11 protein-coding genes are annotated in these 15,176 nt (G+C 54.9%); 5 read left to right on the forward strand and 6 right to left on the reverse strand.

Going from position 1 to position 15,176, the window contains the following annotated elements; translation table 11 throughout:
* Positions 1–85 precede the first annotated feature (85 nt).
* Complete coding sequence (locus Y017_RS07955; protein WP_231483442.1) at positions 86–2,173, forward strand: EAL domain-containing protein; 2,088 nt, start codon at positions 86–88, stop codon at positions 2,171–2,173.
* Between the two features lie 140 nt (positions 2,174–2,313).
* Here the strand turns inward: Y017_RS07955 and serB are convergent, their stop codons facing one another.
* Complete coding sequence (gene serB / locus Y017_RS07960; RefSeq protein ID WP_011589716.1) at positions 2,314–3,549, reverse strand: phosphoserine phosphatase SerB; 1,236 nt, start codon at positions 3,547–3,549, stop codon at positions 2,314–2,316.
* Positions 3,550–3,861: 312 nt separating this feature from the next.
* On the opposite strand from serB, the gene Y017_RS07965 reads away from it, so the two are divergent.
* Both Y017_RS07965 and Y017_RS07970 read left to right on the forward strand, forming a co-directional pair.
* Entirely contained in the window at positions 3,862–5,076 is a 1,215-nt protein-coding gene (locus tag Y017_RS07965; protein ID WP_231483444.1) for a hypothetical protein, read from the forward strand.
* 258 nt (positions 5,077–5,334) lie between these two features.
* Positions 5,335–6,102 (forward strand): enoyl-CoA hydratase-related protein, encoded by a 768-nt coding sequence (locus tag Y017_RS07970; protein WP_035460087.1) that lies wholly within the window; start codon positions 5,335–5,337, stop codon positions 6,100–6,102.
* A 126-nt stretch (positions 6,103–6,228) separates the two neighbouring features.
* Here the strand turns inward: Y017_RS07970 and Y017_RS07975 are convergent, their stop codons facing one another.
* Both Y017_RS07975 and Y017_RS07980 read right to left on the reverse strand, forming a co-directional pair.
* Positions 6,229–6,690, reverse strand: a complete 462-nt coding sequence (locus Y017_RS07975) for a flavodoxin family protein (protein ID WP_035460090.1) — start codon at positions 6,688–6,690, stop codon at positions 6,229–6,231.
* A gap of 209 nt (positions 6,691–6,899) precedes the next feature.
* Entirely contained in the window at positions 6,900–7,394 is a 495-nt protein-coding gene (locus Y017_RS07980; protein WP_011589712.1) for an Lrp/AsnC family transcriptional regulator, read from the reverse strand.
* 302 nt (positions 7,395–7,696) lie between these two features.
* Between Y017_RS07980 and Y017_RS07985 the strand changes: the two genes are divergently transcribed.
* On the forward strand, positions 7,697–9,376 hold the full coding sequence (locus tag Y017_RS07985; protein WP_035460091.1) for a 2-isopropylmalate synthase: 1,680 nt from the start codon (positions 7,697–7,699) through the stop codon (positions 9,374–9,376).
* Between the two features lie 145 nt (positions 9,377–9,521).
* On the opposite strand, the gene Y017_RS07990 is transcribed toward Y017_RS07985, so the two are convergent.
* Genes Y017_RS07990 through mtgA form a run of 3 tightly spaced genes read right to left on the reverse strand, consistent with a single transcriptional unit; the run spans position 9,522 to position 12,441 of the window.
* Positions 9,522–10,211 carry a type 1 glutamine amidotransferase gene (locus tag Y017_RS07990; RefSeq protein WP_011589710.1) on the reverse strand — a complete coding sequence of 230 codons (690 nt, stop codon included), beginning with the start codon at positions 10,209–10,211 and terminating at the stop codon, positions 9,522–9,524.
* 47 nt (positions 10,212–10,258) lie between these two features.
* Positions 10,259–11,707 carry an META domain-containing protein gene (locus tag Y017_RS07995; protein WP_035460093.1) on the reverse strand — a complete coding sequence of 483 codons (1,449 nt, stop codon included), beginning with the start codon at positions 11,705–11,707 and terminating at the stop codon, positions 10,259–10,261.
* A complete protein-coding gene (gene mtgA / locus Y017_RS08000) occupies positions 11,704–12,441 on the reverse strand; it encodes a monofunctional biosynthetic peptidoglycan transglycosylase (RefSeq protein WP_035460095.1) in 738 nt (245 codons plus the stop codon). The genes Y017_RS07995 and mtgA overlap by 4 nt, the downstream gene beginning before the upstream one ends.
* Before the next feature lie 206 nt (positions 12,442–12,647).
* On the opposite strand from mtgA, the gene Y017_RS08005 reads away from it, so the two are divergent.
* Positions 12,648–15,155, forward strand: a complete 2,508-nt coding sequence (locus Y017_RS08005) for an EAL domain-containing protein (protein ID WP_231483445.1) — start codon at positions 12,648–12,650, stop codon at positions 15,153–15,155.
* Positions 15,156–15,176: the final 21 nt, after the last annotated feature.

Genomic DNA, 15,176 nt, shown 5'->3' on the forward strand with positions numbered 1-15,176 from the left:
CTGCAGTACGGCGTTTTTCTGCACTCTCTTTGATGGTTGCCAAGGCAGGGTAGTCAGGCACAATGGTGGGCCGTAAGAAAACTGTATGAGTCATCGCCCCATGAGCTATGCCCTGGATAATTTACGTCTTCTGATCGCCCATGATTCACAGGATGAAGCTGAACAGTTGATGAATAGCCTGCGCAACGCTGGCCGCGCAACCCGGGCGCAATTGGCGTTGGGTGAGGATGATCTGTTGCGGGCCTTGAAAGGCGGTGCCTGGGAACTGATGCTTTGTCGCCCCACGTTCGGCGATAGCAGTTTTGAAAATGCCATGAGTCACCTCAATCGCTTGGGTAAAGCGATTCCCGTGATCCTTCTCGAAGATAATTTCAGTGCCGATACCATTAAAGTGGGCATGTCGTTGGGTGCCCGTGGTGTCGTGCCAAATGATGATCGTGAATTGTTATCTCTGATGGTGGACAGAGTCATTGAGAATCTTCGTCTGCGTAAAGAGCTGCAACATTCTGAAATTGCACTTCACGATGCCGAGAAGCGTCTGTCGCTGCTGATGGACCAGAGCCGTGATGCCATCGCCTATGTGCTGGATGGCATGCATATTCACGCGAATGATAATTACGTTGAAATGTTTGGTTATGAGAGTGCCGATGATTTGGCCGGCGTGCCGATTATGGATATGGTCTCGGCCTCGGACCATGCCAAACTTAAGCAGCTGCTGCGCAGCCGCGCGCAAGATGAGAGCCAGACCCAGGAGCTGGAGTGTAAGGGAGTGAACACTGAGGGAGGCGAATTTGACGCCACCTTCACTTTTTCAGCCAGCACCTATGACGGTGAGGCTTGCACCCAAATCGTGATTCGCACCACGGGTGTGAATGAAAGCGAAATGGAAGAACGGCTCCAGGAAATGAGCCAGAAAGACCAAGTGACCGGGTTGTTCAGTCGCAGCTGGTTTATGGATCGCCTAGATGAAAGTGTGGCACTGGCCGCTAACGAAGGACGGCTGGCTACCGTGTTGTATTTGCGTCTGGATGACTTTGAGCATCATCAGTCTGAGTTGGGTATTGATGGCGCGGATGGCATCTTGAAAAGCGTGGCCGAATGGCTACGTGCGGAGGTGGGTGAGGCACGGTTGGCCAAAGTGGATGGTGAGGATTTTGCGATTTTGCAGCCGGTTGACGATACGGAGGAAGCGGCAGAGATGGCGGAAAACCTGCGTGCGGGTATCGAAAGCCTGATGCCAGAAGTTGCCGCGAAGACCGTTCATGTTACTGCCAGTGTGGGAGTGTCCTTTGTGCGTGAAGATGCTCGTAGCAGTCAGGGGATTCTCACCACCGCGCTGAAATGCTGTAATCAAGCCCAGCGTGAAAACGGGGGCAAAGGCAGCAGTGTTAAGGTTCACGATCCCATGGATGACGTGGCAGCGGGTTCTTCCGAAGCGGTAACCATGCAGGTGCGCCAAGCGCTGGAACAGGCCAAATTTAGCTTGCGTTATCAGCCACTGGTGTGCCTGGAAGACCAATCCGACCATACCTTTGAAGTGTTCGTTAATTTGCCCCAGAAACAGGGTGATGACATGGAGGCGACAGAGTTTATGCCGGTGGCTGCCGAGCAGGGTTTGGTGGGTAAAATCGACCGCTGGGTGGTGCTTAACGCCATGCGGGCAGCGTCGGCTTTCAGCGAACCGGTAAATCTGGTGTTGAACCTTAACGGTGCCTCTCTGGCTGACGCGACCCTAGTCGATTGGCTAGCCAAGGCCATGCGCGCGGCCAAGATGGACGGGTCTCGGGTGACTTTCCAGTTTAGCGAAGCAGATGCGGCCACTTACCTGAAACAGGCGGGGGCCTTTGCCGAGAAGGTCAAAACGTTGGGGTGTGGTATTTCTATTAGCCGTTTTGGTGGCGGGTTAGATCCGTTCAAGCTGTTCCAGCATATTCCTGTCACCATGGTGAAGTTTGAAGGGTCCTTTACCCAGGAGCTGTCCAAGGCGGAAGGTCGTGAGCGTCTTACTGCCATCATTCAAAAGGTGAGAGAGGGCAACCGTAAAACCGTGGTTGGGTTTGTTGAGTCTGCGGCGCAGATGCAGGCGTTGTGGACCTTGGGCGGTGTGGATTATTTGCAGGGGTATTACCTGCAGCCCCCCATGGATGTACTTGAGATTCCTGAGTCGGCGTAATGTATTGATAGCGGATAACGTGTGAAAAACGCTAAGACGATTGTGCAACGTAAGAGGCCGCGCCCAAAACATGGGCGCGGCCTCTTACGCTTATTAGTCACAGGCCTAAGCTGGCGAGCGCGATCGAGTTTCAGCTATTCTCAGTTACCCTTCAATAGTTCCGCTTGGTCCTTGTCGCGTACCCCGATTAAATAAAGAATGCCGTCCAGACCTAGGGTGGAAATGGCCTGTTCCGCATTCTGTTTGACCAAGGGCTTGGCGCGAAAAGCAATACCCAGGCCTGCTTCACCAAGCATGGGTAGGTCGTTGGCACCATCACCTACGGCGATAACCTGTTCCAGGCTAATACCTTCTTGAGCCGCGATACCTCTTAACAGTTCCGCCTTGCGCTGGCCGTTGACGATCTGCCCTACCACCCGACCCGTGACCTGGCCGTTTTCGATTTCCAGCTCGTTGGCGTGGATATAATCAATCCCCAATAGTTCTTGTAGCCATTGCCCAAACCAAGTGAAACCGCCGGAAAGGATGGCGGTTCGGTAGCCTAGGGCGCGTAGCGTAGAGATTAACCGTTCAGCACCTTCGGTGAGCTGGATGCGTTCACGCACTCGTTCCAAGGCGCCTTCGTCCAAGCCTTTAAGCAGGGCGACGCGAGCTTTAAAGCTCTCATTAAAGTCTAGCTCGCCGCGCATGGCCTGCTCGGTAATCTCGGCCACTTGTTTGCCGACGCCGGCTTCTGTCGCCAGTTCGTCGATCACTTCGGAGCGAATCAGGGTGGAATCCATATCGAATACCACCAAGCGCCGGTTGCGCCGGTAGGCACTGTCGCGCTGGAAAGCGATATCCAAGTTGCGTTCGTTGGCAATGCTCAGGAAGGCTGCACGCATAGCCTCACCGTTCTGGGGTTCGCCGCGCACGGAAATTTCAATGCAGGCGCGGTTGTCCTCGTTAAGGGCTTCCCCTTCTAGGTGAACACGTCCAGATAGCCTAGCTATACTATCAATGTTGAGTCCATTGTCGGCCACGGTAGTGGTGACATCGGCTAGTTGCTCGGCGGTGATCTTGCGCGCTAGCAGGGTGATGATATGGCGGTCCTTGCCTTGGCCTGCGACCCACTCTTCGTAGCGGTCCTCGTCGATGGGCCGGAAGCGCACATTGATATTCAGCTTGTGCGCCTCGAAAAGCAGATCCTTGAGGACTGATGAAGAGTCAGCATCCTGAGGCGTTTCCACCAAAATCCCCAGCGACAAGGTGTCGTGGATGACGGCCTGACCGATATCCAGAATGTTGAGCCGATAACGGGCAAGAATGCCGGTGAAGGCGGCGGTCAAACCCGGTCGGTCATTACCAGATACCTGGATCAGAATGATCTCGCGCACGCGTGGGCTCCCAGTGCCAGAAAATAAAAAGTGCCAGAAGGTGAAAAATGTTAGCTAGATAGTCGGCGTCGTATTCGAGCCGAAACGGCGGTGTAAGAGTAGCAGAAATAGCGGCTTGAGAGGGAGGTTCTTGTGCTTGAAAGCGGCCCCAGCGTCATACGAGTACGTCAATGGGACAAGTCCTGTTCTGCTGAGCACGGTATACTGCTGCCGCAATCATAATGATGACAGTGAGCCCAAGACGGCACGGGGCAACCGGTGTCACTGCAGGTCACCCGGAGCGCGCAGTGAGTGAGCCCTTGGCGCCAAGATATGGAAACCGAATTTATGTCCCTGTGGGAACAATGGCGGCCATGGATCCGTGAGCAACGGAGTTTGCTACGTGAGCTGATTCTAATGTTGCTAGCGATGCTGGTGGTCGGCGTTTATTTTCTTGAGCATTTTTCTGCCCGCCTAGAGCAGGAGCGTAAAGTGCAGCTGGAGGCACTAGCCGAACAAACGGCGCGTCGTGCGGCAGAGGCGCTGGCCAGCGACGACTCTATTAGCATCAATTTGATTGGCCGGGAAACTGTACAGCTGAAACCGGTGGCGGGTATCCGTTTCGAAAATACGGCTGGAGATAACGTGGGAGCGAGCGGTAGGAAAACCTCCTCGCTGCGCGTCACGGTGCCGGCGGCCCTACCGGACGGTGAATTGGCGGGTACCTTGATCTTACTGGGTAACGATGCGCTATTGCCGCGCAAACAGATTGAAGCGGGGTTTGTGCTGGCGGTGTTGAGTCTGCTGCTGCTTCGGTTAGCCGCGGCACTGATTCAGCAGCGCCTGCGGCCTTTGCCAGTCCAACCAGGGACCACTGAGACGGTGAAATCTATGGACTCACCGTCTCCGTTTCAGCCTATGGGTGCCCCGGCCTCGCCAATGGGGAAATGGACGGTGCCAGAGGGGGAAGAAATACAGGCCCAGCTGCGCCTTAGTGTTGTGAATTTTCCCCATATCAAGCAACGCTACACTGAAGACGCTCTGAAAGAGGTGCTGGCGGAATACCAGCAACTGTTGGACCAGGTGGCAACCCTTTACGGAGGCCATCAAGGGCCGGTAATTGGCAAACAGGCGGGTTTGTATTTCTATCAAACCCCGGTTTCTCAAGCGGCGTTTTCGGCTTTGTGTGCGGGCTTATTGTTTCTGCGTGTGGTGCGCTTGTTGGCGCCGCAGCGTAAACAAGCGGGAAAAATCTCCCTCGAGTTCAAGGCATTGGTAACCGCGGAGCCGGATCAGGAGGAAGCTTGGGCTTTATGTGTGGCCGGCGTGCCCGGTCGTCTGAATGTGCCGGATAGCCAGTTGACCCTGGCCGAGCTAGATGTGAAAGCGCTCTACCAACCAGAGAAGGCTCAGGTCGTCTGTGCGGGGGATCACAGGGTCCGTTTGCAGCCGGTGGAGCAGCTAGCCCATCGCTATCAGTCGCTGTTACGCACTCAGGCGCAAACTTTGCTGTCTGAGGGCGGTGGCAGTGTTGAGGCCAGTCAGTAATTGTGTATGGCTTGTTATAGTGAACACTCGGGGTACGAGGCGACGCAAAGGGTTGTAAGTAACCCGTTTCAATGTAGGGATCGCGACGAAGGTACGTTTTTTAATTGTCTTTGTCGTTATTCACCCTTGGCAGGTTGTGGTACGCCCGCTAGCCTTGCTTGCCTACGACCTATGCACTGCCTTACCGGATACATAGTTAACGGTAATGCGGATTGCGGTTAAGTACTAAAGAAAAATACTGGGAGAGCTGTTGTGACGATGCCGACACTGGAAAGTGATCTGGTTCTGGTGAATAACACCGAATCGGTAATGGAAATTACCCTGAACCGGCCGGACAAGTTGAATGCGCTGACAAATGCCATGTATCGGGATCTGGTTAAGCTGTTGAAAGCCGCTGAGCAGAATGAGGCTATTCATGTCGTGCTGTTCCGTGGTGAGGGAAAGTCCTTCAGTGCGGGTAACGACTTGGTGGATTTCCTCAACGCGACACCGGGTGAGGCCGGCGGGGCCGCCCATTTCATTCAGGCCATTCATGATTTCCCCAAGGTGGTCGTTGCGGCGGTGCAGGGTAATGCGGTGGGCCTAGGCACCACCATGTTGTTGCATATGGACTTGGTGGTGGCGTCCGCGGATGCCAAATTGGTTACTCCTTTTGTGGATCTGGGGGTGGCATCAGAAGCGGGTTCCTCCAAGCTGCTACCTGCGTGGATCGGTTATCAGCGTGCCGCGCGGATGCTATTGCTGGGCGAGCCCATGCTGGCTCAGGAAGCGCTGGAAATAGGCCTGGTGGCCAAGGTTGTCGAGCGTGAAGAGCTGGATGCCACCGCGCGTAATATGGCGGCGATATTGGCGAAGAAACCTCCCCGCGCATTGCAAGCCAGTAAACGATTGATGCGAGAATCCATCAATAAGCCTTTGCATCAGGTGATCAAGGAAGACCTGGCGCTGTTCGCCGAAATGCTTCAGGGCGATGAGGCAAAAGCCGTTATTGCGGCTATGGTGAACAAGAGTAAAGGCTCGAAGTAAAGGGTAAGTTGAAATACGGAATCGCGTGGTAAGGGCTCAGGCGCCTGCCCGCGATTTACCATCGTGTGTGGAGGGTTCTTTAGAGCGTATCAGTGCTATAGCGCGTTTTTGCTTTGAACGGTCAACTCAAAAAATCCCCGCATCCAGCCCCGCGGCCAGATACATCCCCATTTCTTCCAGCTGATCCTCGAATGCGTCTTGCCATGCGCCTTTTAGCACTAGAGGGTCTTGAACCCAATTCCAGCGCAGGCCGGTGACAATGGTTTCCACTGCCCGGCGTGTGCCGGTGCCGTCGTGGCCGGCACGAATGTAGAGTGCGCAAGCCAGCCCCTGCTTTTCTTCCAGTACTGGATAATAGCTTCGATCAAAAAAGTCTTTTAATGCGCCGCTCATATAGCCTAGGTTTTCGGTGGTGCCCAGCAGGATGGCGTCGCAGATCATCACGTCCTCAGGCCCCGCATCCAACGGAGCCTTTACCGTTACCGAAACGTTCTCGATATCATCATGGCAGGCCCCTCGCGCGGCAGCGTCGCGGAGCTTAAGTGTATTGGGTGAAGGGGCATGGGCAACGATCAACAGTTTCTTCATGGTTCGCAAATCAACGGGGTCGATAGGGGCAGCATAGCAGGTAAGACAGGGGTATCTGTAGGTGTGTCTGGCGGCAGGGAATCAGTTGAAAGTTTAAATGCACACCATAGGGCCGGTGAGTTCTGAAGAACCCTCCACGCACGATGGTATATCGCGGGCATTTTTCGCCACACCTCTCCGCGCTTCAGTTTTGTACGTTCAACGGTTTTTCACGCATTCACATAATTCAATGGCAAGGCTGCGGTATCGACTACCCGGCGCATTACAAAGCTGGAGTGCACGCCGCTCACCCCTTCGATCCGGGTAATACGGTTAAGCAAAAAACTCTGGTAAGCATCAATATCTGGCACCACCACTTTGAGCAAGTAATCCGCGTCTTGACCGGTGACCAGGTAGCACTGCTGCACCTCTACAAAACTGGCCACCTTTTCCTCGAAGTTGGCGAAGCGCTCCGGGGTGTGGCGATCCATGCTGATTTGGATCATTACTGTCAGGTCGAGCCCCAATTTTCGGGCGTCCAGTACGGTTTCCCGTTTGACAATGATGCCGGCGGCTTCCAGCTTTTGTACCCGCCGGGAGCAAGGTGAGGGCGAGAGCCCTACGGTTTCCGCCAGCTGCTGGTTACTGAGACCACCATTATGCTGCAGTGCATCGAGAATACGCAGGTCGGTGCGATCCAGTTTTGCTAGCGCCTGCTTGTTCATAATAAATTTCTCACTATATTGGCTTTTTGAGCAATATTATTGCGTATATGGCGGTAATTGGATTAAAAAAGCAACCAAATTGCGGGTCGGCTACCGTAAAGTATCTCTTGTGGGGCGATGATGCGAACCGCCAAAAGTGGGCCGCCACTCTTCGTTGCTACCGGTGCCTACCGGCGCCCTGATCTAGACCCGAGATCACAATGCGAGTTGTTAACCAAGTCAGACAGTACCCCTGAACGATCAGGTTAGGAATTCACTTTCGGGGGGCAGGACATGCCCCTTTTTACGTTAAGGAAATTGTCATGAGCTTTGATCACCGTAAATATCGTCCTGTTGCCGTTATCGACAAACCCGACCGTCGCTGGCCTAACCAGCGTATTGAGAAGGCACCGCTGTGGGCAGCAGTGGACCTACGCGATGGTAACCAGGCGCTGATCAAGCCCATGTCGGTGGCGCAAAAGCGTCGTTTTTTCCAAATGTTGGTGGAGCTGGGTTTCAAGGAAATCGAAGTGGGTTTTCCGTCAGCCAGCCAGATCGATTTTGATTTTTGTCGGGCCTTGATTGAAGAAGATCTGGTGCCCGATGACGTACATATCCAAGTGCTGACTCAGGCCCGAGAAGACTTGATTGCGCGTACCTTTGACTCTCTCAAAGGGGCGAAGAACGCCATTGTGCATATTTACAATGCCACCTCGCCCACTTTCCGCGAGCAGGTGTTCAACGTGGACAAGGCCGGTTGTAAGGCGATTGCCGTGCGGGCCGCTGAATGGGTGAAAGAGAACGCGGCCAAGCAGCCGGATACCCACTGGAGTTTCCAGTATTCCCCGGAAACGTTCAGTGCCACGGAGACCGATTTCGCCATTGAAGTGATTGATGCGGTGAATGCGGTATGGCGACCGGATCAGGGGCAGCGAGTAATCATTAACCTGCCGGCTACGGTGGAAGTGAGCACGCCGAATGTGTTCGCGGACCAGGTAGAGATGGTGCACGACAATATTCAGTATCGCGATGATGTGATCATCAGCGTGCACACCCATGATGACCGTGGTTGTGGTGTGGCTGCGGCGGAAATGGCGGTAATGGCAGGGGCTGACCGGGTGGAGGGGACCTTGTTAGGTAATGGTGAGCGCACCGGCAATATGGACCTGGTGACTGCAGGCATGAACCTGTATAGCCAGGGAATAGACCCGGAAATTGACTTCTCCCGCATAAAAGAGATTGTGGCGTTGGTGGAAGAGATTACCGACATCCAAACTCATCCCCGCCACCCCTATGCGGGTGATCTGGTGTTCAGTGCTTTCTCCGGCAGCCATCAGGATGCCATCCGCAAATGCTTGGCTCGCTATCAGGACGGCGATATCTGGACAGCGGCTTACTTGCCCATCGATCCGGCAGATGTGGGGCGGCGCTACGAGGAAGTGGTACGGATTAACTCCCAGTCCGGTAAGGGTGGCGTAGCTCACGTGCTGGAGCGGGATTTCGGTATCGATTTGCCGCGCTGGTTGCAGCAGGAGCTTGCCGGTGTGGTGCAGGGTGACGCCGAAGAAGATGGTGGCGAGATAACCAGCGAACGAGTGCACCGCCGTTTCAATAGCGATTATCTGAACGTGCCCATGGGTTGGGTATTGCGTTCCTACGACTTGAACCGCAGCAACGAACAGGTGCAGGCGCAGATCAGTATCGGTGATGATCGTCAGCCGGTGACCCTGTTGTCTGGCCGCGGTGACGGCGCCATGTCGGCCCTGGTGGATGCGCTTAACCGGCGTATCGGTGGTGAGGTGAAGGTGGTGTCTTTCGATGAATATTCGCTGGGCGATAACACCGAAGCCAACGCCATGGCCTGTGTGCGGGTACAGGTGGGTGACTCCACGCAAAGTGCTGTAGCCATGGCGGTGGATACTACCGCTGCGGCCTTGCAGGCCATTCTTTCTGCGGTGGGGCGAATGCAGGAAACGAGTGAGCAGTTAATCGCTAACAGTTAGTCGCGGCGCCGCCGCATTGGTTGTTGGGCAATCGAGAAGCCGCGCTCCGGTCAGAGACGCGGCTTCTTGTTTTGTAGAAGGGGCAGCGCGCAGGTCGAATGTCAGACTCGGTGTTGTTGTAATTTGACCTGATGCACATGAAACATCAGGCAAGAAAAGCATTTAGGACACGCCCCAGTAAGGCGCGGGCTGTAACAAAGCGTTGTGGGTCGCCGAGCAGAGCCTCACGGTCTTCCACCCAACGGCCCGGCGCCAAATCATCAGAGCAAGCATCGCATAGGTCTGCAGCGTTACTCGCCTCCAGCTCCAGATGGAATTGCAGTGCCAACACGTTATCACCGTAGCGGAATGCCTGGTTGCGGCAGCCTTCGCTTTCCAGCAAATGTACGGCGCCATCGGGGATGGCAAAGGTATCGCCATGCCAGTGCAGCACGGCGGGCGCCTCGGCGAACAGTTTGCCAATGCTGTCACTTTTTCCCGCAGGAGTGGGGTAAACCGGGAACCAGCCAATTTCCTTTTCAGAACTGGGGGTCACGGGAGCGCCCAGTACCCGGGCGATCAGTTGAGCGCCTAGGCAAATGCCGAGCACTTTTTTCCCCGCCGCGATGCTGTCGCGGATCAGGGCTTTTTCTGTGCTCATCCAGGGGAATTGAAGGTCATCATCAGCGCCCATGGGGCCTCCCATGATGACCAGTACATCAAAATCCGCCGGGGTGGGCAGGGCGCCATCGGCAAACAACAGGGAGTGACGAATGCTGATGTCCCGTTCCTGAAACCAGGCCTCCATGGCGCCTAGTTGCTCGAACGGAACATGAGACAAGTAATGAACACGCATAGCTGTTCCTTTTTTGTATTGTTGGCAATCCCCAGTTGACGTTGCGCCTACAAGTACACAGTTTGAAAGCTGGCTAGAGGCTCATCCTTTTCATCGAATAACGTTAACCATTCGCCATCAATTCGGAAGTGATCACTAGCTTTGATCGCTTTAAAGAAAAGATCTTCAATGACGCTGGTGGAGCAGGCTTTGCGCGTGGTTGCTAGATCGGACAATGCCAGTTGATGGTCGTCGAGCAGGTAGTTGCCGCTAAGGCTGTTGCAGCTGCCATGTCCTTTGACGTTGCCCTCGGCGTTAAAAGTGAGGGTGGGAACGTGTGCGGAGTTGCCAAGAATAATGCGGTCTTCACCTAGGTGAGTTAACTGCCAGCGGGTATTGATTAGCTCGGCGGTGGGGAGTTGGCAATTATCCATACCTGTTTCCAGTTCGAAACTTTCCACAATTAAAGCGGTCTCGGTGCTGTTTGCCTGTTGGCCGGGGACCTTGCGAACCAAGCCGCTAACGATGGCGACCCGGGGTTGCTGCGGGTAGCGGATAGCGTTGTCGTAGGCTGACAGTAAATCGCCACTTTGCGGGCCACGAATGAGCAGTTGTTGATCGCTGTTGCATAGAGTGAAGATATCCCGGTGCTGGCCAGGTTTGCCGCGGGTAATGGCGCCGCGCAGGGTTTCACTGTCCGTCATTACTTCGTTGAGTGGCAGGATAATATCGGCAAAACCTTGTTTGTTACCTTTCAGGGTTACCGCGTCGGACTGATAGAAGAGTCCTCCATCGGCCACAATTTGGCTGATAATCTGGTATTCGTGGTCTGTTTTCAGATCCTCGGGCAGATAATAAAGGCGGAAGGGCACGTCCGTTTTGTCTTCATCCAGCCGGATCAGGCGTTTGGAAATGAGCTGGGCGGTAGGGTCACTGGTATTGATCTGGTTGTCCAGCAGCGCCACGGTGAGGACGGCATTGTCGGGCAGCTCACTGTTCTGCGGGCGGGTGGCGGTGCCGCTGATATGGGCCACGGCCAAGTTAGCACGCTGGTAGTCGCCGCTGAACAATGGCGAGGAGGAGGCATTGTCCGTTTCTTCATCGATATCTGAGCCGGACTCTTCTGTGTTTTCGTTTGTGTTTTCGCTATTGGCTTCTTTTAGGTTTGATGGCGATGAGGTAGTCGGCGTAAGGGTCAGTAAGTCATCTTGTTGTTGGCCGCTGGCGGTGGCCTCAGTGACTTTTTTTTCACGATTGTCCAAGTAGTGGAATGTGAAGTTGTCCTCCTGTTGCTCCCAGCGCAGCCCCTGAAGGTTTGTGTCGGCGGGAAGGTAGAGGTCTCCATTGGCTTCAAGTACCAGCACTTGCTGGTCACTTTGCCACACTCCGGCAATGCCATCGGTGCTGTTGCTGTCGCTGCCGGCGGAGGAGGGTTGGTTGTTGTCATTGTCGCTACAGCCCAGTAGGGCTAGGCCGCTAAAACACAGAGCGGCAAAGGGGACGGCATACTGCTTCATTGTGTGTTTCCTTCGGGGGGCGCGGTGGGTTCAGGTGGCGGTGGCAGGGGCACGGTTCCCGGGTCGGGAATGCGCACCAGCGCCATTTGCGCCTGAATCCAGCTTGCCCGTTGTTGTACGTAGTCGGTGGGGCCTTTGAAATCGTAAAGATTGGGACGCGGCAGCATGGCGGCTAGTTGTGCTGCCTGTAAGGGCGATAGCTGCGCGGCGCTGATCTGGAAATAATGTTGGGCAGCCGCTTCGGCACCGTAAATTTGGTGCCCCCATTGGGCCACATTCAGGTAGAGCTCAAGGATGCGGCGTTTGCTCAGGCCAATTTCCAGCATCAGGGCAATAACCGCTTCCTGCGCTTTGCGGGTATAGGTGCGCTCGCCGGACAGGTACAGGTTTTTGGCCAGTTGCTGGGTAATGGTGGAGCCACCAGCCACAGGCTTGCCTGCTTCCATATTGCGCTTCAGCGCATAGCGGATACCTTCCCAGTCAAAACCGGCGTGCTGCGTGAAATGGGCGTCTTCGGAAATCAGCACGGCCCGTTTCAGGTAATCACTGATCTGATCGTAATCACGCCAGTCTTGCTGCACATTGCCCTGCTTCTGGGCGCGGTGCATATAGGCGCTGCTGTCTGGATTGTGGTGTTGCAGGCGCAGCACCTGGCCCAAATACCAGAGCTGGGCCAGTGTCGCTACCACAAATAGCAGGGCGAGAAACTGTAACAAGCGTCGTCGAAACGTCATGATTGGCGCTGACCGGGTCAGCTTTTCTTCTCCCTGAGCTTTTAAGGTCCCGGATGCTATGTTAACCGGGAAGCCCTTTAACAGGCTCCAATTGTCGGTGAAAGTTCCGGCTTTGTCAGGTGGCGCTAGCTACGAGGGGCTAAGGCGTTCAAAAAGTGAACATGGGGCGGGGACGCCAGGGATACACATTATTTTGGACAAATGCCATGCAGGGTGTGCTAGTTGGGGCTGTTACCGTTGCAATCGTGCTGCTGGGAGCGTTGTTGTTTCAGCGTAGCCGGTTGAGGTTGGCTCAGGTAAAAGACAGTGAAGTGCGTTTTCGGCTGGCCATGAAGCATTCTGCTATAGGTATGGCGTTGCTGAGCCCTCGCGGAGAGTGGCAAGCGGTTAACCATGCCTTGTGTGACCTGATGAATTATGACGAAGAGTTGCTGTTGGGCTCCAGTTATCAGGTTATTACCCACCCGGATGACCAGCTCAAGAGCCGGAGTATGCTAGAGGACCTGTTGGCTGGCGAGATCGAGGGCTATTCGCTGGAACAACGATTTATAGCTAGTGGCGGAGAGTCGATTTGGGTGCGATTGTCGGTGTCGTCCGTTAGTGCTGAGGGGGCGGTCAGTTATCTGGTTGCTCAGGTGGAGAACATCCATGCGGCTAAATTGTCCGAACAGGCATTGCAAGAGAGTCGCCAGCGCTTGCAAATGGCGCTGGAGGTGGGTGGTGTCGGCATTTGGCAGTATAGCCCTCAAAATAACGTGTTGTTCTGGGATGAGCGCATGTATGAGCTGTATGGCCTGCAACCAGGGGCGCCAGGGGATGGCTCTCTGGATATTTGGCGAAATAGTGTGCACCCGGACGATTACACTGAGATCACTACAGCATTCCAGCGTGTTATTGATGGCGGGGAAGATTTGGATGCGGAGTTTCGTGTTTGTTGGCCGGGGGGCGAAATTCGGCATATCCGTGTGCGAGCGGAAACCGTAGCTAGGGCCGATGGAGGGGACGCGCTGGTGCTGGGCACCAACTGGGATGTGACGGCAGAAAAGAGCATGCAGCAGTCGCTGGCCCATGAGAAAGAGCGTTTGCGCGTTACGTTGACCTCTATTGCCGATGGGGTGGTCGCCACGGATGAAGCCGGCCGCGTGACCTTTATGAACCCGGTAGCAGAGTCTCTGACGGGTTGGCGAGAAGAAGAAGCAGAAGGGATGCCGGTGGGCGATGTGCTGAAGCTGAGTGAAGATAATGTCAGCGGCCCGTCCCCTAACCCCATCACGGTGGCGTTGAACGGCGGAGATGTCTGCTTCTTGCGCGAGGGCAGTATGTTGCAAAATCGCGATGGCAGCCGCTACGAAATTCAGGATTCCGCGGCTCCGCTCAAGTCCGCAGAGGGCCAGGTAACCGGAGCCGTGATGGTGTTTCGCGATGTTACCACTCGGCGGGCTATGCAGAAAAAGTTACGTTATCACGCTACCCGTGATGCCTTGACCGGCCTCACCAATCGACGGGAATTTGAAAATACCCTGCTGGAATCCCTAGACGAAGAAGGCCCAGAGAACAACATACTGTGTTTTATCGATCTGGATCGTTTTAAGGTGGTGAATGACACCGCTGGCCATGTGGCGGGTGATGCCCTATTGCGTGAATGCGCGCAGGTGATCGGCCGTCAGGTTCGTGAGGGGGATGTGGTCGCTCGCCTGGGCGGCGACGAGTTCGGTTTGTTGCTACGCCACTGCCCAGCCCAGTGCGCGACTCAGATTGCTGAAAGCGTGATTGCCGCCTTGGGCGATATCCGGTTTGCTTGGAATGAATCACTTTACGACATTGGCGCAAGCGTTGGGTTGGTTCAGCTGGATGCTGACGTGAGTACTGTGGAAGAAGCTATGAGCCGGGCAGATGTGGCCTGCTACGCGGCCAAGCATCGGGGCCGTAATCAGGTTTCTGTGTATACCTCTGACGACAGTGAGGCCTCTCGCCGTCACCTGGAACTGCAGATGGCCGCGGGCTTGCGCGAATCCCTAGAATCGAATCGTTTCCTGCTTTACGCACAAGAAATTCGGCCCATCGACCCCCGCTCGGAACAATCGCATTACGAGGTGTTGTTGCGTCTGCGAGATCGCAATGGCGACATCCTTAGCCCCGGCGCCTTTATTCCGGCGGCAGAGCGCTATCAAATGATGCCGCACATTGACCGCTGGGTGTTGACTCAACTGTTGATTACGCTCAGCGAAGACTTGGCTGCCTTGCCGCACTTGAATCTCGCGATCAATTTATCGGCTACCTCGCTAGACGATCCGACGTTTATTCCATTTCTGGAATCTCTGCTCAATCAGACTCAGCTGTCTCCTGAGCGGCTCACCTTCGAAATCACCGAAACCACCGTGGTCAATCAGTTATCCTCTGCCAGTGACTTGCTTGGGCGTATTCGTGAGCAAGGCTGCAAGGTGGCGCTGGATGATTTTGGTAGCGGCTTCAGTTCGTTCAATTACCTGAAACATTTCCCGGTTGATGTTATCAAAATTGACGGAAGCTTTGTGCGCAACCTGCTGCACTCCAGCGTGGATCGCACTATTGTGGAGTCCATTAACGAGGTGGCCCATCGGCTGGGCGTGCAAACGGTGGCGGAATATGTGGAGGAGCTTGCCCTGATTCCCGTGTTGGAAGAAGCCGGCGTTGATTTTGTGCAAGGCTACGCTATCGGTAGGCCCCAACTGTAGTAATTCAGACTTGATCTGACA

This window comes from Alcanivorax sp. 97CO-5, assembly GCF_000524665.1.
GTDB classification, from domain to species: domain Bacteria; phylum Pseudomonadota; class Gammaproteobacteria; order Pseudomonadales; family Alcanivoracaceae; genus Alcanivorax; species Alcanivorax borkumensis.

What these genes read in the sequence shown, in the direction of transcription:
- Y017_RS07955 (WP_231483442.1), top strand. Translation starts at nt 86, where the DNA reads ATGAGTCATCGCCCCATGAGCTATGCCCTGGATAATTTACGTCTTCTG.
- Y017_RS07965 (WP_231483444.1), top strand. Translation starts at nt 3,862, where the DNA reads ATGGAAACCGAATTTATGTCCCTGTGGGAACAATGGCGGCCATGGATC.
- Y017_RS07970 (WP_035460087.1), top strand. Translation starts at nt 5,335, where the DNA reads ATGCCGACACTGGAAAGTGATCTGGTTCTGGTGAATAACACCGAATCG.
- Y017_RS07975 (WP_035460090.1), bottom strand. Translation starts at nt 6,690, where the DNA reads ATGAAGAAACTGTTGATCGTTGCCCATGCCCCTTCACCCAATACACTT.
- Y017_RS07980 (WP_011589712.1), bottom strand. Translation starts at nt 7,394, where the DNA reads ATGAACAAGCAGGCGCTAGCAAAACTGGATCGCACCGACCTGCGTATT.
- Y017_RS07985 (WP_035460091.1), top strand. Translation starts at nt 7,697, where the DNA reads ATGAGCTTTGATCACCGTAAATATCGTCCTGTTGCCGTTATCGACAAA.
- Y017_RS07990 (WP_011589710.1), bottom strand. Translation starts at nt 10,211, where the DNA reads ATGCGTGTTCATTACTTGTCTCATGTTCCGTTCGAGCAACTAGGCGCC.
- Y017_RS07995 (WP_035460093.1), bottom strand. Translation starts at nt 11,707, where the DNA reads ATGAAGCAGTATGCCGTCCCCTTTGCCGCTCTGTGTTTTAGCGGCCTA.
- mtgA (WP_035460095.1), bottom strand. Translation starts at nt 12,441, where the DNA reads ATGACGTTTCGACGACGCTTGTTACAGTTTCTCGCCCTGCTATTTGTG.
- Y017_RS08005 (WP_231483445.1), top strand. Translation starts at nt 12,648, where the DNA reads ATGCAGGGTGTGCTAGTTGGGGCTGTTACCGTTGCAATCGTGCTGCTG.